Genomic DNA, 20269 nt, shown 5'->3' on the forward strand with positions numbered 1-20269 from the left:
GGCGAACCCGGGGAACTGAAACATCTAAGTACCCGGAGGAAAAGACATCAACAGAGATTCTGCTAGTAGTGGCGAGCGAACGCGGAACAGGCCAGTGGCTTTAAAGAGGTAAGTAGAATGGTATTGAAAGACCAGTCATAGAGGGTGATAACCCCGTATACGTAATATCTTTAAAGTCCTTGAGTAGGGCGGGACACGTGAAATCCTGTCTGAACATGGGGGGACCTCCCTCCAAGCCTAAATACTCCCTGATGACCGATAGTGAACAAGTACCGTGAGGGAAAGGTGAAAAGCACCCCGACAAGGGGAGTGAAAGAGACCTGAAACCGAATGCTTACAAACAGCTGGAGCCTCTTATGGGGTGACAGCGTACCTTTTGTATAATGGGTCAGCGAGTTTCTGTTTGCAGCAAGCTTAAGCCGATAGGTGTAGGCGCAGCGAAAGCGAGTCTGAATAGGGCATTAGTTGCTGGCAGAAGACCCGAAACCAAGTGATCTAGCCATGGCCAGGTTGAAGGTGCGGTAACACGCACTGGAGGACCGAACCCACGTCTGTTGAAAAAGACGGGGATGAGCTGTGGCTAGGGGTGAAAGGCCAATCAAACTTGGTAATAGCTGGTTCTCCGCGAAATCTATTGAGGTAGAGCGTCATGTATTACCTTGGGGGGTAGAGCACTGAATGGGCTCGGGGGTCCCAAAGACCTACCAAACCTAATCAAACTCCGAATACCCAAGAGTATGAGCATGGCAGACAGACAGTGGGTGCTAAGGTCCATTGTCGAGAGGGAAACAGCCCAGACCACCAGCTAAGGCCCCTAAATGATATCTAAGTGGGAAAGGATGTGGAGATTCCAAAACAACCAGGAGGTTGGCTTAGAAGCAGCCATCCTTTAAAGAAAGCGTAATAGCTCACTGGTCTAATTAAGAAACTCTGCGCCGAAAATGTAACGGGGCTCAAGATATCTGCCGAAGCTGTGGGTGCATATTTATATGCGCAGTAGCGGAGCGTTCTGTAAGTCTGTGAAGGAGATGGGGTGACCCTCTTTGGAGATATCAGAAGTGCGAATGCTGACATGAGTAGCGACAAACAGTGCGAGAAACACTGTCGCCGAAAGTCCAAGGGTTCCTGCGCCAGGTTAATCCACGCAGGGTTAGTCGGCCCCTAAGGCGAGGGCGAAAGCCGTAGTCGATGGAAATCAGGTTAATATTCCTGAACCTGCTAGAAGTGACGAATAGAATATGTTGTCAGATCTTATTGGATTGATCTGGCTTTTGGACTATTCCAGGAAATAGCTCTAGCGGATAGACCGTACCCGAAACCGACACAGGTGGACTGGTAGAGAATACCAAGGCGCTTGAGAGAACGATGCTGAAGGAACTAGGCAAATTACTTGCGTAACTTCGGGATAAGCAAGACCGGATTGTGGGCAACCATAATCAGGTGGCACAGAGCAGGGGGTAGCGACTGTTTAGTAAAAACACAGGGCTCTGCAAAGTCGAAAGACGACGTATAGGGTCTGACGCCTGCCCGGTGCCGGAAGGTTAAGAGGAGGTGTGCAAGCACTGAATTGAAGCCCCGGTAAACGGCGGCCGTAACTATAACGGTCCTAAGGTAGCGAAATTCCTTGTCGGGTAAGTTCCGACCTGCACGAATGGCGTAACGACTTCCCCGCTGTCTCCAGCATCGGCTCAGCGAAATTGAATTCCCCGTGAAGATGCGGGGTATCCGCGGTCAGACGGAAAGACCCTATGAACCTTTACTGCAACTTTGTAGTGGCATCAGGAAAACGCTGTGTAGGATAGGTGGGAGGCTTTGAAGCAGAGGCGCCAGTCTTTGTGGAGCCATCCTTGAAATACCACCCTGAGTTTTTTTGATGTCTAACCATATCCAGTAAGCCTGGATTGGGACCCTGCATGGTGGGCAGTTTGACTGGGGCGGTCGCCTCCCAAAAAGTAACGGAGGCGCGCGATGGTGGGCTCAAGCCGGTCGGACATCGGCTGTTGAGTGCAATGGCATAAGCCCGCCTGACTGTGAGAGTGACAGCTCGAACAGAGACGAAAGTCGGCCATAGTGATCCGGTGGTTCCACGTGGAAGGGCCATCGCTCAACGGATAAAAGGTACTCTAGGGATAACAGGCTGATCTCCCCCAAGAGTCCACATCGACGGGGAGGTTTGGCACCTCGATGTCGGCTCATCACATCCTGGGGCTGGAGCAGGTCCCAAGGGTTCGGCTGTTCGCCGATTAAAGTGGTACGTGAGCTGGGTTTAGAACGTCGTGAGACAGTTCGGTCCCTATCTGCCGTGGATGTCGAGACTTGAGAGGATTTGCCCCTAGTACGAGAGGACCGGGGTGAACATACCTCTGGTGTACCGGTTGTTGCGCCAGCAGCACCGCCGGGTAGCTAAGTATGGAAAGGATAACCGCTGAAAGCATCTAAGCGGGAAACCCCCCTCAAAACAAGGTCTCATTACGGGCCGTGGTAGACCACCACGTTAATAGGTCAGGTGTGAAAGCATGGAAACATGTGCAGCTAACTGATACTAATCGCCCTTGCACTTACACTATAAAACACACATACACTCATATCAGTCACTCTTATAAAATAACCAATTCCAATTAACCAACCATACACTCACAATACCAACCAACACACAAGGGTATATTAGATGACCTGGTGGCAATGGCGGGGAGTGAACCACCCGATCCCATCCCGAACTCGGCCGTGAAAACCCCCAGCGCCCATGATACTATGTCTTAAGGCATGGGAAAGTAGGTCGCCGCCAGGTCTTCTAATATACCCCCCTCTAAATATAAAATAATCCCCATTAAACTAAACACTCAGTTTAAACTTTCTATTACTATTATAAATAAAATAGGATTATCATTTATACTCTGTCCAATATACCTCGCAGAGTAAGAAAATAACGATCTGAACTATCCTTCAAAATAAAGAACGATAACTCTCAGATCTAAAATTAACTGAGATTAACTCAATTCATGTTAATTCAGTTCTCATATGCCAATAGGGAAATCATGCATCCCTCAACTACAAAGGCATATACACCCCTGCGGGGTGGAGCAGCCCGGTAGCTCGTCAGGCTCATAACCTGAAGGTCAGAGGTTCAAATCCTCTCCCCGCTCCCAATCAAATACATGTATAATCTGTAAGAATTAATCGCGTCGTTTACAGTGATATGGAATATATTAAAAAACCTCACTATCACTATTATCCCAAAAAATAAAAAAATTAAGAAAAACACATACGTGAATAAAAATACTAAATATGGTGGTAAAAATAAGTAACTTTATTACTTATTAATAAAGATTATCTTATATATGACCTCGGTAACGGGATACTTTGTGACGATTACCACATACATCCATACTGCACCAACGACGGCGATGTGACTTGCTTCTGTCATAAAACCATAATATACAATTCAAACCACAACAGCGCTTCAGTAAATTAACATCTAAATTAATTAGTAAATCAGCAGCGGCTTCCGCCAATGGTGATAAAACTTCAATAGTAGAGTCACTACGATATCGCCTTTGAAGCATAAAATTATTAGAGCTTTTAGTAATTGCTAAATAACTTGAAGCGCCACTCAAGAATAGAGATAACTTGGTAAAATCAAGATTACATCCAGCTTTTCGTTGTTCCACTAAAGTACGGATCACCTCTCTTAATTCTATTGCATCGTTAAACAACTCTTGATCACTGAATGATCTGGTAGGTGCGATATCAATACCAGCAATATTCACCAGCCAACGAATTACATTCTGAGAAGATCGCCAATAATCAACAATACGACCATCTAAATAGGAAACAGTATTCAGCATGTCTAAGGCAATGTGATCGCCTATCGTAAGTGAGTATAAATTTTCATTAATCATAAATAATAAACTCCATTATAACCTGTAACCATGTAAAATAAAATTTACAGGTTACATATTAAGTGTTAGCATACTCTAAGTGTTACATTTTATAAATTATACAAGGTTAAGATGGAATATATTCATTATCCAGTTTATTATAACTATATAGAATTAAATAAGGTACGTGTTTTTTATAGAGAAGCAGGTAGGAAAAATTCTCCTACATTATTATTGTTACATGGATTCCCAAGCTCATCTCATCAATTTCGGGAATTGATTCCTTTATTGGCACAGCATTTTCATATTATTGCCCCTGATTTTCCTGGTTTTGGATTTACCGAAGTGGATTCTTCTCTTGATTATACATATAGTTTTGATTCTTTATCACAGACATTAATTGGTTTTGTGGATGCTTTGCATATTGATCGTTATATAATGTATGTTTTTGATTATGGCGCACCAGTTGGGTTAAGAATGGTGCTTGGTCAACCAGATAGATTGCAAGGATTGATCTCTCAAAATGGGAATGCATATATAGAAGGATTAGGAAGTGCTTGGGATCCTATTCGTTTATATTGGGAGCAACCGACACTGCAAAATCGGCAGAATCTTAAAGATTCTTTGTTGAATTTAACAGCTACGCGTTGGCAATATACACATGGTGTAGAAAATATTGAGCAAATAGCGCCAGAGACCTATTTCTTAGACACGGCTTTGTTTCAAAGGGCAGGTAATAAAGAGATACAATTGGATCTGTTTTTAGATTATGTGAATAATTTAAAATTATACCCTCAATTCCAAGAGTATTTTAGAAAATATCAACCCAAATCTTTGATTATCTGGGGCAAAAATGATCCTTTCTTTATACCAGATGGTGCTCATGCATTTAAGAGAGATAATCCAAATGCAATTGTTGAGTTATTGGATAGTGGACATTTTGCTTTGGAGACACATGTGGCTCATATTGCAAATGCTATTTGTGATATGTTTGTGGAATAAAATATGATTTATTGAGTAAACAAAGGTTATTCTTGAAATTTTCTGAAATAAGAGGGATATATTTTAATATATTCTTAATTTTTTAATAGGATTGGTTAAATGCCCAAATATCGTTCACATACTTCTACTCAAGGTCGTAATATGGCAGGGGCTCGCGCATTGTGGCGGGCGACTGGAATGAAAGATGGGGATTTCAACAAGCCTATTATTGCTGTGGTGAATTCTTTTACTCAGTTTGTGCCAGGCCATGTCCATTTAAAAGATTTAGGCGATGTTGTAGCGCGTGAGATTGAGGCAGCAGGTGGTGTTGCCAAAGAATTTAATACCATTGCTGTGGATGATGGAATTGCCATGGGTCATGATGGTATGTTGTATTCATTGCCTAGCCGAGAAATTATTGCTGACTCAGTTGAATATATGGTGAATGCACATTGTGCAGATGCTATGGTTTGTATTTCAAACTGCGATAAGATTACGCCAGGGATGTTGATGGCTGCGATGCGTTTGAATATTCCAGTGATTTTTGTTTCTGGCGGTCCAATGGAAGCAGGAAAAAGCGCAGTTGCCAATCATAAACTTGATTTGGTTGATGCAATGGTGGTTGCAGGAAATAACAATATTTCTGATGAAAATGTAGCTGAATATGAACGTTCTGCTTGTCCAACCTGTGGGTCTTGTTCTGGGATGTTTACTGCGAATTCGATGAACTGTCTAACCGAAGCTTTGGGGTTATCTTTTCCAGGTAATGGAACGATGTTAGCAACTCATAAAGATAGAGAGTTGTTGTTTAAACGGGCAGGGAGTCGCATTGTTGAATTATGTAAACAATATTATGAGCAGGGTGATGATAGTGTTTTACCGCGCTCAATTGCACAAATTGCTTCCTTTGAAAATGCAATGACATTAGATATTGCAATGGGTGGATCAACAAATACGATTCTACATTTATTAGCGATTGCACAAGAGGGTGAAGTTCCATTTACTTTGGAAAATATTGATCGTTTATCTCGTAAAATTCCACAACTTTGTAAGGTCGCTCCGAATACTCAGAAATATCATATGGAAGATGTGCATCGTGCAGGGGGTATTTTCTCTATTTTGGCTGAATTGGCCAAAGGTGGCTTGATTGATACCACTGTAAAAACGATTCATTTTGATGTATTGGGTGAGGCCTTACGTCACTGGGATATTACAAGCAGCAAAGAAGAGTCAGTTTTACAATTTTTCAAAGCTGCACCTGGTGGCGTTCCAACACAACAAGCCTTTAGCCAAGATAAGCGTTGGGATAGTTTGGATACAGATCGCAAAGAGGGTTGTATTCGCAGTGTAGAACATGCGTATTCTCAAGATGGTGGGTTAGCAGTTTTATATGGTAATATCGCCGAAGCTGGGTGTGTGGTGAAAACAGCAGGCGTTGATAAATCCATTTTGACTTTTACAGGCACAGCCAAAGTATTCGAAAGTCAAGATGCGTCTGTTGAAGCAATTTTAGACGATCAAATTGAACCTGGTGATATTGTAGTAATTCGCTATGAAGGACCAAAAGGCGGACCTGGCATGCAAGAAATGTTATATCCAACCAGCTATTTGAAATCTAAGAATTTGGGTAAACTTTGTGCATTGCTAACGGATGGTCGTTTTTCAGGAGGGACTTCTGGGCTTTCGATTGGTCATGTATCTCCAGAGGCAGCATCGGGTGGGGCTATTGGCTTGGTTCAGAATGGCGATAAGATTATTATTGATATTCCTAATCGTTCTATTCAACTGGATGTCTCTGACGTAGAGTTACAAAAACGTCGCACAGAGCAAGATCAAAAAGGATGGAAACCAGCAAAGCCACGTGCCAGAAAAGTGAGTCTTGCCTTGAAAGCATACGCCATGATGGCAACCAGTGCTGATAAAGGTGCAGTGAGGAATAAAGAGTTGTTTGAGTAACAAGATAATAGCATAATTGTACGAAATATAAATATACCATGAAGCTCAAGCAGCAGATGTTTGCGTATAAGGGAACAGTGAATAATGGTAGACGAAAATGCTTCTTTCCTACCAATTTTAGGTAGTTTTAATGGACCATTTGCTTTTGGTGGTCAGTGCTATGACATGAGTTATAGTCCAGAACGTTTGTTGTCGATGCCTATTGCAGCATATGATGCTCAACGATTCCAAGAGTTTGAATTGGGCTTAAAAGCTTATGATGTGAGAAGTTTTATAAGAAATACTGCTTGTGTAGATGGAAATGAGAATGGACAAGCCATTATGCCGGCTCGGACTTTAAAGATGTGCACCCTTGAGGATGCTTATCTTGTTATAGCTCCTGAATTGTATGGCGTGATTGTGCAAAGTGATTACCGAATTGTTGGTCCTCCCTCTTGTTTTAGGAATCGTATAATTGATAGAGAGGGTTGCATTAAAAATATTCCATTTAGAGATAAATTAGATGATGTTTTTGTAGGTTGCGATGCGGCATCTACCAATTATTATCATTGGTTATTATATGCAATTTCAAAAACACAATTTGCGAATTTTATATTGCCATCTGATACGCAGTTAGTTCTTCCATCAAGAAGTAGTCTGTTTGAAAATAGACAGCCTGCATATAGTTTATCAACTTATGAGCAAACACTTGCGCTGAGTGGTTTAAAAGATCGTGTTACTTTATTGGATGTGGGTATTTATCCAGTCAAAAATTTATCTTATTGTTGGCATATTCCAGATTTTAAGCCCGAGTTGTATTTACTTTTTTCTGAAGTTTATTCTTTGTTTGATAAATTTGATGTGCCTAATATGCCTGAATTACCAAAACGCGTTTATATTAGCCGTGAAAAGGGACACGACAGTAGAGTTAATAGCGAAGAAAAAGAAATCATAGAGCGGGTTTTACAAGCTAAAAATATTCAAAAAATATATTTAGAAAATATGGATTTTGTTACGCAAGTTGCTCTTTTTCGACAAGCAGAATTTGTAATGGCTCCTCATGGTGCGGGTTTAGCAAATATGGTTTTTGCTCGTCCAGGAACGCCTTTATTAGAGTTAAATCGTCAATTTGAACAGCCTTATTTAAGGAATTGTTTTTATCTAATCACGGCTATGAAACAGCAACCTTATTGTTTTTTCAATTTATCAAAAGATCAATTAACAGAGGAACATCTACTGCAAGCAATTAACCGATTAAAGCCAAATTGGTGATTGGGAGATTATGAGCTTTCTAATTTAGAAATCTTGCTTTGGTATTGGCATCCCTAGGGATTTAGACCGTATTTCAGTCTTGCGTAACCAGCTGTTATTTTAAAGTGGTAACTGCTTAATTGCAGTTTATATATTAGGATTTAGGATTTGCATAATATTTCTTGATTATATGCAATCACTAAAGAATGATTGGCGTCCCGTACGGGATTCGAACCCGTGTTGCCGCCGTGAAAGGGCGATGTCCTAGGCCTCTAGACGAACGGGACAGAGGCAATATGTTCTTTTGAAATAGAAGAACGAACTATTTATATAAACACCAACAATCATTAAGGAATGATTGGCGTCCCGTACGGGATTCGAACCCGTGTTGCCGCCGTGAAAGGGCGATGTCCTAGGCCTCTAGACGAACGGGACAGAGGCAATGAGGTTCTACTTACATGGCTATTTGGTTTTGGTCAAGGATAATTTATACAAAAGCTGCATCTTTTATGAAAAAATCTGCATTTTCACGACCATTCCAGCTATTTGAACGCAACCAGCCTGCTAAATGCATTGGGCGGCGGTTATTGTAGTCTTCTAAATATGACGTAATTGGATTCTGATCGGCTTTAAACATCAAGGCTTTGATACTGGCACCATTTTCCCCTTGTAAAGTTAAACGTAATGTATTGCTGTCTTTGCCGATTCGATCAGAGCGCAGAATATGAACATGCGATAAGACAATTAAAGGTTCATCATTCCCATTTCCAAAAGGGGTTAAACGTTCTATTTGTTTAGCTAATTCAACAGAAGCACCAGCAATAGTCGTCACACCTTCAATTTCTAGGTCAACCACACTAGGGGCTTGGGCTGCTTTGGATAAATACTCATTAAGAAATTGATGCAAAGCCTCGGTTTGATTTTTGTGATAGCTATATCCAGCAGCCATAGCATGACCACCACCATGCAGTAACAAGCCAGCTTGTTTGGCTGCGATAATTGCGGCACCTAAATCTAACCCAACAATAGAACGTCCAGACCCTTTGATCGTCCCATCTGAAAGCTCTGCTCCAATCAAAGTAGGTCTGTTAATTTGTTCTTTGATTCGTCCTGCCACAATCCCAACAATGCCAGGATGCCAGTCACTATGATGTAATAAAATAACAGGCGAGCCTTTTTCATGTTGCTCTAACGCTAAGCCCGTTGCTTGTTGTAATACGCCTTGTTCGATATTTTGGCGCTGTTTATTAATTGTGTCTAATCGTTCTGCGAGTTGATGGGCTTCAACAGGGTTGTGGCACGTTAATAATTTTAACCCTAAATCTGATTCTGAAATACGACCGCCAGCATTAATTCTGGGCCCTAAAGCAAAACCACAACTGAATGCATCGGGTGCTTTTTGAACGCCTGAGACTTCTAAAAGGGCAGCCAAACCAATGCGCTCTCTTTTTCCTAAAACCTTCAAACCTTGCGTGACGAGTGCACGGTTTAATCCTGTCAATGGCATAACGTCACAGATTGTCGAAAGAGCAACTAAATCTAATAGATTGAAAAGATCTGGTTTTGGATGATTTTCAAAATAATGTTGCTGTTGTAAAGCCCGAGTGACTGCAATACAAGCAAGAAAACTGACACCACCAGCGCATAAATATCCTAGATTTGAATTACACTCTAATTGATTGGGGTTTACGCTGGCAAAAATAGAAGGTGCTGATTCGCATTTATGGTGATCTAAAACAATAATATCGGTTTTATCTTGAGGAGTTGCATCAAAAACTTGATGTGACGCAGCGCCACAATCAACACAGATGATTAATGTCACGCCTTGATTGATTAGATTTTGTAGAGCAGGGGTATTCGGTCCATAGCCTTCTTTAATTCGATCAGGAATATAAATAATTGGGGAGAGGTGAAGGTCATTAAAAAATTGCGTCAAAATTGCTGAAGAACATCCGCCGTCAACATCATAATCTCCAAAAATTGCGATTTTTTCTTGTTGAATGACAGCTTTGGCAATGCGATCAGCAGCTTTATCCATATCTTTTAAACAAGAGGGATTTGGCAGCAAGTTTTTTAACTTTGGATCAAGGAAATGCTCAACAGCCTGAGGGGATACCCCTCGCACAGCAATCATTCTGCCAACGATGTCGTATAGCGAGGCTTTTTGTGCAATATGTTGAGCATGACGATCCAGCGTGCCTGAATCGCAAAAGGATGGCATACGCCATAACCACCGCCGCCCAGACAGGCTTTGTTGTATATTCAGGACAAGCGGTGCTTCTATAGAAGGTTTTTTTAATAATTCAGACACTAGATCACAGTTAAATTTATTTAATATCCATCGGTTTTGCTAAGATATTATGACGTGCATTCACAAAACGGACTGTTTTTGAACGAGAACGTGTTACCAAAGAATTCGTCCAAACGTAGTTGCCTCTCCATTGCACGCCTTTCAGAATATCGCCTGTGGTCACACCTGTTGCAGAGAATAATACGTTGCCACTGGCCATATCTTCTAAAAAGAGCTTTCTTTGAGGATCGCCTTCGCTCATTGTTTTGGCACGATCAATCTGAGATTGGTCTTCAAACAGTAAACGCCCTTGCATTTGCCCATCAAAGCATCGAAGTGCAGCTGCTGCTAATACCCCTTCGGGGGCACCACCAGAGCCAATAAATATATCGACATTGCTGTCAGGAATACAAGTGGCAATAATCCCAGCAACATCGCCATCTGAAAGCAATTTAACACGCACGCCAACTTCACGAGCTCTGGCGATCATTTCTTGATGGCGATCTCTGTCCAATGCGCTGAGTGTAATTTCAGACACATCAACTTTTTTTGCTTTGGCAAGATTGCGAAGATTGGTTTCAATGGAATTATCAATATCAATGATGCCTTCTGGATAATCAGGACCAATGGCAATTTTATCCATATAAATATCAGGCGCATGAAGAAATTTTCCTTCTTCAGCCAATGCAACTACTGTAATCGCGTTAGGAAGATTTTTGGCAGTTAGGTTAGTTCCTTCTAATGGATCAACAGCGATATCCATTTTCGGACCACCAGAACCAACTTTTTCACCAATATACAACATTGGTGCTTCGTCCATTTCACCTTCACCAATAACGACGGTTCCAGAAATGGCAACGGTATCAAAAGCGTGCCTCATCCCCTCTACGGCGGCGTTATCAGCTTCATTTTTTTTGCCACGTCCAATCCAGCTGAAAGATTGAATAGCAGCAGCTTCGGTGACTCTGACAAGTTCTAATGCAAGGTTGCGATCAGAAACAGTATAGGTTGAAGTCGTAGGAGAAGATAGAGGCATAGTAAATGATATCCTTAAAATAACTGCTTATGCTTCTTCGATACGAAGCATAATATGTTTTTCTGTAATAACTGGAAGTTGTTGAATCGCTTGTAAAGCTTGTAACAATGATTCTTCTTTGGTTTTATGCGTTACTAAAATAATAGGCACTATGGGCGTATCATCAGTATCATTGGTTGCACCATGTTGTAATAAGCTGCGTAAAGAAACATTATGCTCTTTTAAAATAGTCGCAATATCAGCAACAACACCAGGTTTATCTTGAACCATTAACCGAATGTAATACGCTTTGTTAAACTCATTACGAGAGACAACGGTTGCTGGGGTTAACTCTTTCCAATCTGTTCCCCACATGGGAATTGTTGAGCCTCTGGCAATATCAATAATATCAGCACTGACTGCGGTTGAAGTTGGTCCTTCTCCTGCGCCGGCACCTTCTAACATTAATCGACCAGAAAATTCGCCTTCGGTAAATACTGCATTTGTTACACCATCAACACGAGCCAACGGTGTATCACAAGGTAATAACGCGGGATGAACCCGTAATTCTATACGCTCGTCATGGTGTTGTTGTGCAATGCCGATCAATTTGATGGTATATCCCAACTCTTTGGCATAGCGCAAATCATCTGGATTAATGCCACGAATACCTTCAACAAAAACATCCTTAAAGTGAATCGTATGTCCAAAACCTAGGCTGGCTAGAATAGCCAATTTATGTGCTGCATCAAACCCATCAATGTCCATAGAAGGATCTGCTTCGGCATAGCCTAATTCTTGAGTTTCTTTGAGAATATCATTAAATGCACAGCCTGTCTTTGCCATTGCAGTCAAAATATAGTTACAAGTCCCATTGAGGATTCCACCAATGCGTTTTAAACGATCTGGGGTCAATGCTTCTTTGATGGTTTTAATAACAGGAATACCCCCTGCAACGGCGGCTTCAAATAAAAGGGGAACATTTTTTTCTTCAGCAAGTTTAGCCAATTCATTACCATGCAAAGCAATTAACGCTTTGTTAGCAGTAACCACGCCTTTATGTGCTTTTAACGCTGCACAAACCAAGTCATAAGCAATCCCGCTGGCACCACCAATCAGTTCGACAATCACGTCAATATCTGGATGGGAAACAAGATCCATGGGATTATCAACCCATTGAATGTGGGATAAATCAATTCCTCGATCTTTATTTTTGCTTTTGGCACTGATCGCTACGATTTCAATCGAACGACCTGCTTTATGGGTGACGGCTTGGGCATTGGCTTGTAAAAGCCGAACAACGCCAGCCCCTACGGTGCCAAGACCAGCAATTCCCAGTTTTAATGGCTTGCTTATAGACGGGTTACTCATAAAATGTTCTCCAGGTTACGATAATTATATAGGTATTCGTTTTACTTTATTCTTTTGAATAAGAATTCATGAAATTTTTAATAGAGCGACAAGCTTGCCGTAATCTTTGTGTATTTTCAACCAAACCAATGCGGACAAAATCATCCCCATATTCACCAAAGCCCAAGCCAGGTGCCACGGCAACTTGTGCTTCTTTCAGGAGTAATTTAGAAAATTCAACACTACCCAAATGTTTAAATGGTTCTGGAATAGGCGCCCAAGCAAACATGGATGCGGGTGGGGAGGGGACATCCCACCCCGCATTATGTAATCCTTTGATTAAGGTGTCTCGACGCTCTTTATAAAGATCACGCATGTCTTGAATATAATCTTGTGGACCATTAAGTGCAGCAACAGCAGCGATTTGAATGGGCGTAAAAGCGCCATAGTCGAGGTAAGATTTAATACGTGTCAACGCAGCAATTAATTTAGGATTGCCCGCAGCAAAGCCAATACGCCACCCAGCCATCGAATATGTTTTTGACATAGAGGTAAATTCAACAGCAATGTCTTTTGCGCCAGGGACTTCTAGGATAGAAGGTGGAATTTGATCTCCGTAATAGAGTTCCGCATATGCAAGGTCTGACAGAATCCAAATAGATTCTTTTTTGGCAAAAGCAACTAGTTCACGATAGAAATCTAAACTTGCGACATAAGAGGTTGGATTGGAAGGGAAGTTCACAATCAATGCAGTCGGTTTTGGAATAGAATGATGAACCGCTCTATGTAATGCCTCGAGCATATTCTCATCTGGTGTTGCAGGAATAGATCGAACCGCAGCCCCTGCAATAATAAATCCAAATTGATGAATAGGATATGAGGGGTTGGGGACAAGAATAGTATCCCCTGGGCTGGTGATAGCTGAAGCCAAATTAGCCAAGCCTTCTTTGGAGCCCAACGTAACAATGGCTTCGCTTTCTGGATCCAAATCAACATTAAAACGGCGTTGATAGTAATTGACTAATGCTTTGCGTAATCCAGGAATACCACGGCTTACGGAATAGCCATGCACACGAGAGGAGGATGTTGCTTCAACCAATTTTTGCACAACATGCTCTGGTGGGCGGCTGTCTGGATTACCCATGCCTAGATCGATAATGTCTTCACCGCGCGCACGTGCCGCTTTTTTCGCCGCGTTAACTTCTGCAAAGACATAAGGAGGGAGGCGGCGTATGCGATGAAATTCTTCGGTCATAGGATACTCAATTCTGTGAATATGTTAAAATGTAAAATAATTATTCATCCATTCGAATACGTACGCCATGGCCGATAGCATGCGCACGAATTACAATAGATGATTCTGGTACATTATGAGCAATTAACATTTTTGCAACTGTTTTTGCACGCAATAATGCTAAAGATAATGCTTTTGATTGTGAATCTGGTGAAATGGAATAGGCATCCCCATATCCATGCACAAAAATTGTGCGTCCATGTCGTTGCCAAGCAATGGAATTGATTAACCCGTCTTGTTTAGGATTAGGTGTGTCAGAATCAATAGGAAAGGTGACTAAATCGCCTTTTGGTGCTTCCAACGGTAAAGCTGCGGGTTGAAATGCAGGGGGAAGATGTGCATCAGAAGGGATGTTAAAGCCAGGAAATTTCGAAGGTGCAGGGGGGTTCACAGGAATCTCAGGAATAACAACAGATTGATTATCAATTTGTGTACGTAAGGCTGGCATGACCACAGGCACAGGAGCCGGAGGAGCCTCTTTTTTCGATTCTTTTGGTTTTTCTTCTGTTTTTTTTGCTTCTTCTTTGGGCGGTGGATTACTAGGGTGTTTTGGGTCAGGAGGTGTTGGGTCTTGTCCTACAGCATCAAAGGATGCAGAGGATCCCTGTGGATTTTGATTATTTTCTGTTGTTTTTGTTTTGTTTGCTTGTTTATTGTCCGTCGCAGGTTTGTTTTCTGTTACTTGTTGAGGGGGTGCTGGGATTTTAGGAATCTCAAGAGGGGTAACTGTATTTTGCCAATCTGATAAGGTTCTATCTTTCGTGAGTGAATCTGTAATTTCCCTTCTTAATGCAGGAGAAGGCAGCGCAGGGGCTTGAGTTGGCGTTAATCCAACATATGGATAAGATTGATCGTTTCCAGGTACAGGTAAGCGAGGTTGTGCGACGATCCCCCCTTCAAGACTGTGGTACCAGCCCACGGGTGTTTTTACAACAGGACTATTTGCACATCCTGTGAATCCTAAAAGACCTATGAATAAACTATATCGAACGAGCGGTTGACAGATAAAGGACACTCTTTTGAACCTTCAAATTAAAAACAGCATTAAATAATTTTAATAGTAATATAGGTTTTTTTATGAATGCGCTATTTTCCTTTTGCAACACTTGGAAAATAATCATGAAAAATCATAGCTAAAAGGAAATATATTAAAAAAATAGCGGTTTTTATATAAAGACCACTAAAATATTTTCTATTCTGTTTGTTGAAGTGTATAAGGATTAGCAACAAATATATTTCTATGCAGTTAATATACTTTATTGACTGTATACTATGAAGGGAAAGATTGATGAATTTTATGCAGGCTATATCACATGATGCAATCATTTTAGATGATAATGATCCAGAAGAACCCGTAAATCCTTCAGAAAAAAATGACAAGGAAGAGGGCGCAGCATCCAGCTCTGTATTGGAAGGTAAACTTTTCAAAGAACGAAAAATTTTAATTTTTGGGGAAGTTCACGATAAATTAGCAAAAGAAGTGACCGCGCGTCTTCTGGCTTTGGCATATGATTCTGATCGTCCAATTGATATTTACGTCAATTCTCCGGGTGGTCATGTCGAGAGTGGTGATACGATTCACGACATGATTCGTTTTGTTGACGGTCATGCCCCTGTGAACTTAATTGGCACAGGATGGGTGGCGTCTGCTGGTGCATTGATTTTTGCTGCGGGCCACAAAGAACGTCGTTTCTGTTTGCCAAATACACGTTTTTTATTGCACCAACCCATGGGCGGGGTCAGAGGACCAGCAACAGATATCGATATTGAAGCAAGAGAAATTATTAAAATGCGTGAGCGTTTAAATCATATTTTTGCTAAGGAAACAGGGCATTCTTTTGAAAAAATTGCGAAGGATACAGATCGTAATTATTGGATGTCTGCAAAAGAGGCTATTGAATATGGTTTAGTGAGTAAAATTATTCATACATGGTCTGACTTGAAATAATTTAATTGATGGAGGTTTGGTTAAATGTCTAGTTTAGAAGCGATTTATACACAGCTACCTGAAAATTTACATGATTTGCCTCAGCCTAAATCTGATAAAGAATTAGAGGAAATGAATTATCGAGTTCGCCATTGGATGAGTGCCATTCCTGGATCGATAAGAATCGGTAGTAAAGAGCATAAACAAGCTGTGTGTCAGATGTTCCGTGAGACATTTAACCCATACAGACCTACATTCATGAGTTGGCCAAAATTAAGCGAAGAAGAAATTAATCGTTTAAAAAGTTTGCCTATTTGGGATATTGCGGTTCATACTGAGGGGAAAGCACGCCTACGCATGGCAGCTTATGTCAAAGAGTTGCTTGACCCAGAGATGGCGGATGCGATCGCCAGAAATGCTTGGGAGGAAAATCGTCATAAAGAGGTTTTATCTGACTTAGTTAAATTTTATGGTATCCCACTGGCTCAAGAACAACCTTATTTAGCACCTAAGGATGCTGAATGGGCTTATATGGTCACGGGTTTCAGCGAATGTTGGGACAGTTTTTTTGCTTTTGGTTTGTTTGCGGTTGCAGAAAAATCTGGTTTTTTTACCAAAGAGTTAATTGAAACCTTTGAACCGGTGATGCAAGAGGAATGCCGTCATATTTTGCTTTTTGCCAATTGGCTGGCCTGGCATCGTAAAAATATGTCTTTATTTAAAAGGATTAAATTCGAGGTTAAATTATGGGCTGTTCATGTGTTTTTGATTTATGAGCGTTTGGGGTTAATTAAAGATGTCGACGTTGATGGTCAAGAATATTACGAAGATAATAATTTTACTATTAATGGCGTGGCTGAGTTAGGCAAAGAAAAGACGACGCTAAAAGATTTTTTAAAATTATGCCTTACTGAGAATGATCGTCGTTTTGCTGGATATGATCGTCGTCTGGTCAGACCTAAAACGGCACCATTTTTAACAAAGCTTCTTTTGCGTATCTTGCCAGAAAAAATAAAAAACAAACAGATTGGTTAGCTGATTTTATTCTAAAACGATCCTCTTTCAAAGAGCTTGAAAGAGGATCGTTTTTATGTCTTAATGGTTAGACAAAATTGTCTGGCTGCTCGGCTAGAATTTAGGTCATTTGGGACTTTTCCTAGCAGTTTGAATTCATCAATATATTGAGCGATTTGCTCCCATAATTGGTTATTAATTGGGGCAATATTTTGATTTTCATTTTTGAGCATTTGTAGAATTTGTTGAGAATTTATGCCCTTCCATTCGTCGGCAAGTAATATGCTGGTTTCTTGTAAATGTTGCGTTTGCCATTTAGAGGACTGTCGAATGCTTAATGCCAAAGGCGCGGCAATATCGGGGTTTTTCTCTAAGAATTGAGTGTTAATGCCAAGAATCCGATTGGCTCTGGAACTCCAACTGCCAGTTTGGCTGCCTGCTAATTCGAATATTTGTTTGTTCGCATTGCTCAAGATTTCCCATATAAAGGGGTCATATCCAATAATCGCTTGAACTTGATTGGACAGTAATGCTGGTAATAATTCTTCCTTTTCCATTTCAACCCATTTGATATTTTGTTCGGGGTTTAGTCCTTTACGTCTGAGCAAAATAGAAAAGAAAATACGTTCTTTTTCTGCATGGCGGCGTGTTGCGATTTTTAAATCTGCCAAGTCAACTAACCTATCGATTCGACTTTTTTTAGAAACTAAAAGACGGAAATTACCTCCACTGATACCCACCAATAAGCGAGCTTGTATGCCTGTGAACAGAGCAGGTAACCAATCTAAAGCAGACAAAACAGTTGCGTCGCACTGATTGTTTTTAAAGGCATCTAATGCTTGTAGGTGATTTTGAATATTGGGAAGGATTGTTACATTTAATCCATATTTTTGAAAAAAACCCTCGGTTTGGGCAATAGTTAATAGTGAATCGATTTCACCTTTAGGCCATGCAATACGAATAGATTGGGGTTTATATTCACCAATCAAATGCTTTTTATGGGTAATATAGTGGTAAGAAGCGTATCCACCTCCACCGGCAAGGAAAAAGGTTCCTGCTAGACCAAAGAGTGTTTTTCTGCGCGTTATCAATGACTTTTTGGATTGATCTTGAGTATTCATAAGGGGTATTTACTAAAAATGAAAAAAAATTGCAAAAAATGAAAAAAAACACTTTACCATTAATATCAAATTAGGCTATAGAGTGTGCATGGCTGATCCCGAATAGCTCAGTTGGTAGAGCTAGCGACTGTTAATCGCTCGGTCGTAGGTTCGAGTCCTACTTCGGGAGCCATATAATTTTTTTAAAATCACTTAAAAAAATTACCCATTTATATTTCTTCCCCATTCCTCATAAGTAAATGTTATTGTAATTGAAACCATCCAAATATCTGGTTGTTTCTATTTTAACACTGTGTGCTTTTATTTTATTTTAACGGTCTGAGATTACATTAATTTTACTATGACAGTTGACCAAACTATATTTATATAATGCCTAGCTTGCTCTAGGAAATAAAGCACCTGTGTAAAGAAAGATTGTCTTTATTGCTTTGTTATTCTGGTGGTTTCTTAACATCTAAACACGATAATAGGTAAATATGGCATTATTTTGGAATAAACCCAGCCTTTTGCGGAAAAAACAGTTTTCTTTTCTTTCTTGTTTTTTAGTTATGGGAGGAATGGTTCAATTTGACTCTGCGGCGAAAGCAGATGAGCATAAAAATAAACCATCAACCGAAGCGTTTACAGACGATAATTCACCCATGAATGGATTAACAGATTGGCACTTGGTGCCAGCAGGCGGGGGTGGAGACTGGAAAACAGCAATCGGTCGCGTCCAAAGTAATGCCAAAGATATTGAACGTTTAAAAGCAGAGGGTAATCCTTTGCTTCCTCAACCAGAGCATTTATTAGGTACATGGGGAGGGGTTAATCCTTGGTTATATAAACATGGGGTTAACTTGAACTTTGATAACCAAAATGAATTTGCTGGAAATATCACTGGTGGTAAAAAAAAGGGAGCCACTAACGCAGGGGCTGTTGATGCGAATCTAGACGTTGATTGGAGTACTTTGGTTGGCAGAAACTGGCTGACGGATGGTTTGGTGTCTCATATGACAGTACTGGGTCGTTATGGTTCACCCGTTAGTAAGTTGGTTGGCGAGAATATTACATCTGTACAAGAAATTTACGGTGCTGGTGGAAACGTTGTTGCTAAACTCGTAAACCTTTATAATGATAAATATTTTATGGATGGTAAGATCGTTACCTCTTTTGGGCGTACAAACGTCGGTGGGTTTTATGCGACCAGCCCTATTCATTGTTATTTTATGAATAATGGTATTTGCGGAAATCCTAAACCATTAACGGGTCAAGCAGCGGGGTTTAATGCGTGGCCAGATTCGACGTGGGGAATTACCACGTTATTTAGACCAATTAAGCAATTTTATATTCGTATTGGGATGTTCGAAGTCAGTCGTGCTGCTTATGGCAATGCGTCAGGACATCGCGCTGGTTGGTCTTCATTAGTAAGAACGGGTAGCGATGCAGGGGGTGAATTCCCATTGGAAATGGGGTATGAACCACGCTGGGGTAAAAATGAGCTTGTTGGTCATTATAAAGTAGGGTTTGCTTATGATACATCTTCTTATCCTGTATGGGGCAGTGGGCTGAATGGTAAAAAAATTACGGCGATGAATGGTGCCGATCAACGTTGGAAACGTGGTCGAGATCAAGAATGGGTTTTATTGGATCAAATGATTCAACGTAATGGTCCTGGGGATTTAAATGGATTGATTGGGTATGTTGGTTTTGTTCATACCAATCCCTTGACGTTCCAACGTCAAAATCAGGTGCTTGCTGGAATTATTGATACTGGTTTTTGGAAAGCCAGACCAATGGATGCATTTGGTGTTTTATTTATTCATCAGATCATGAGTGGTAAAATGCGTGATGCGCAACGCTATAATTTATCTCAAGGAGTTTCTTTGTTAAATATTGGTGGTGCAACAGGGATACAAACCTCTGAAACCAGTATAGAGGTTACCTATATTATTCATGTTTACAGAGGTATTCGTTTTCAACCTGATTTCCAATATGAAGTCCATCCAAATGCACAAAAAAATATTAAGGATGCCGCATTCTTAGGGTTTAAAAGTCGTGTAGATTTCTAATTTATATTAGTTAGAATAAGTAATAAAACAAAAGGCTTTGATAGTTATTTAAAATATAATTATCTAAGCCTTTTTTTATTCATAACTTTTTTTTGAAAGGGAATTTTAATTGTTTTGTTGATTTTTTTAGTTGATTATTGAACTTTGAGGGTAGAGTATTTT

Annotated in this window: 13 protein-coding genes, 4 tRNA genes and 2 rRNA genes (1 of these 19 cut by a window edge); 10 read left to right on the forward strand and 9 right to left on the reverse strand. The window is 40.6% G+C overall.

Annotated elements, in window-relative coordinates:
• The 3 genes from QJV33_RS06780 to QJV33_RS06790 all read left to right on the forward strand — a co-directional run.
• A 23S ribosomal RNA gene (locus QJV33_RS06780) occupies window positions 1-2565 on the forward strand; it begins 171 nt to the left of the window's first position.
• A gap of 107 nt (window positions 2566-2672) precedes the next feature.
• A 5S ribosomal RNA gene (gene rrf / locus QJV33_RS06785) occupies window positions 2673-2788 on the forward strand.
• Between the two features lie 281 nt (window positions 2789-3069).
• Window positions 3070-3146: transfer RNA gene (locus tag QJV33_RS06790), tRNA-Met, on the forward strand.
• Between the two features lie 186 nt (window positions 3147-3332).
• Here the strand turns inward: QJV33_RS06790 and QJV33_RS06795 are convergent.
• On the reverse strand, window positions 3333-3899 hold the full coding sequence (locus tag QJV33_RS06795) for a CGNR zinc finger domain-containing protein (RefSeq protein ID WP_281462612.1): 567 nt from the start codon (window positions 3897-3899) through the stop codon (window positions 3333-3335).
• Window positions 3900-4010: 111 nt separating this feature from the next.
• Between QJV33_RS06795 and QJV33_RS06800 the strand changes: the two genes are divergently transcribed.
• From QJV33_RS06800 to QJV33_RS06810, 3 genes are all read left to right on the forward strand, one after another.
• Complete coding sequence (locus QJV33_RS06800) at window positions 4011-4880, forward strand: alpha/beta fold hydrolase (RefSeq protein ID WP_281462613.1); 870 nt, start codon at window positions 4011-4013, stop codon at window positions 4878-4880.
• Window positions 4881-4979: 99 nt separating this feature from the next.
• On the forward strand, window positions 4980-6815 hold the full coding sequence (gene ilvD, locus QJV33_RS06805; RefSeq protein WP_281462614.1) for a dihydroxy-acid dehydratase: 1836 nt from the start codon (window positions 4980-4982) through the stop codon (window positions 6813-6815).
• Between the two features lie 84 nt (window positions 6816-6899).
• Window positions 6900-8066: a glycosyltransferase family 61 protein gene (locus tag QJV33_RS06810; RefSeq protein WP_281462615.1), complete on the forward strand. Its 1167-nt coding sequence runs from the start codon at window positions 6900-6902 to the stop codon at window positions 8064-8066.
• A 190-nt stretch (window positions 8067-8256) separates the two neighbouring features.
• Here the strand turns inward: QJV33_RS06810 and QJV33_RS06815 are convergent.
• From QJV33_RS06815 to QJV33_RS06845, 7 genes are all read right to left on the reverse strand, one after another.
• Window positions 8257-8332: transfer RNA gene (locus QJV33_RS06815), tRNA-Glu, on the reverse strand.
• A 72-nt stretch (window positions 8333-8404) separates the two neighbouring features.
• Window positions 8405-8480, reverse strand: a tRNA-Glu gene (locus tag QJV33_RS06820).
• A 52-nt stretch (window positions 8481-8532) separates the two neighbouring features.
• On the reverse strand, window positions 8533-10266 hold the full coding sequence (recJ, locus tag QJV33_RS06825; protein ID WP_408869671.1) for a single-stranded-DNA-specific exonuclease RecJ: 1734 nt from the start codon (window positions 10264-10266) through the stop codon (window positions 8533-8535).
• A gap of 106 nt (window positions 10267-10372) precedes the next feature.
• Window positions 10373-11371 (reverse strand): class II fructose-bisphosphatase, encoded by a 999-nt coding sequence (gene glpX, locus QJV33_RS06830; protein WP_281462617.1) that lies wholly within the window; start codon window positions 11369-11371, stop codon window positions 10373-10375.
• A gap of 27 nt (window positions 11372-11398) precedes the next feature.
• The gene (locus QJV33_RS06835; RefSeq protein ID WP_281462618.1) at window positions 11399-12721 is read right to left on the reverse strand and encodes a homoserine dehydrogenase; all 1323 of its coding nucleotides are present in this window, start codon (window positions 12719-12721) and stop codon (window positions 11399-11401) included.
• A 46-nt stretch (window positions 12722-12767) separates the two neighbouring features.
• Entirely contained in the window at window positions 12768-13955 is a 1188-nt protein-coding gene (locus QJV33_RS06840; RefSeq protein ID WP_281462619.1) for an LL-diaminopimelate aminotransferase, read from the reverse strand.
• Between the two features lie 40 nt (window positions 13956-13995).
• A complete protein-coding gene (locus QJV33_RS06845) occupies window positions 13996-15009 on the reverse strand; it encodes a hypothetical protein (RefSeq protein ID WP_281462620.1) in 1014 nt (337 codons plus the stop codon).
• 273 nt (window positions 15010-15282) lie between these two features.
• Here QJV33_RS06845 and QJV33_RS06850 point away from each other — a divergent pair, with 273 nt between their 5' ends.
• Both QJV33_RS06850 and QJV33_RS06855 read left to right on the forward strand, forming a co-directional pair.
• Entirely contained in the window at window positions 15283-15942 is a 660-nt protein-coding gene (locus QJV33_RS06850; RefSeq protein ID WP_281462621.1) for an ATP-dependent Clp protease proteolytic subunit, read from the forward strand.
• Between the two features lie 24 nt (window positions 15943-15966).
• Window positions 15967-16956 (forward strand): ferritin-like domain-containing protein, encoded by a 990-nt coding sequence (locus tag QJV33_RS06855; RefSeq protein ID WP_281462622.1) that lies wholly within the window; start codon window positions 15967-15969, stop codon window positions 16954-16956.
• 53 nt (window positions 16957-17009) lie between these two features.
• Here QJV33_RS06855 and QJV33_RS06860 read toward each other — a convergent pair whose 3' ends face one another.
• Entirely contained in the window at window positions 17010-18056 is a 1047-nt protein-coding gene (locus QJV33_RS06860) for an ABC transporter substrate-binding protein (protein WP_281462623.1), read from the reverse strand.
• Between the two features lie 96 nt (window positions 18057-18152).
• On the opposite strand from QJV33_RS06860, the gene QJV33_RS06865 reads away from it, so the two are divergent.
• Window positions 18153-18228 (forward strand) — tRNA-Asn (locus QJV33_RS06865).
• 304 nt (window positions 18229-18532) lie between these two features.
• Complete coding sequence (locus tag QJV33_RS06870) at window positions 18533-20107, forward strand: carbohydrate porin (RefSeq protein WP_281462624.1); 1575 nt, start codon at window positions 18533-18535, stop codon at window positions 20105-20107.
• Window positions 20108-20269 lie beyond the last annotated feature (162 nt).

Source organism: Commensalibacter nepenthis, from assembly GCF_029953305.1.
In the GTDB taxonomy this organism is placed as follows: domain Bacteria; phylum Pseudomonadota; class Alphaproteobacteria; order Acetobacterales; family Acetobacteraceae; genus Commensalibacter; species Commensalibacter nepenthis.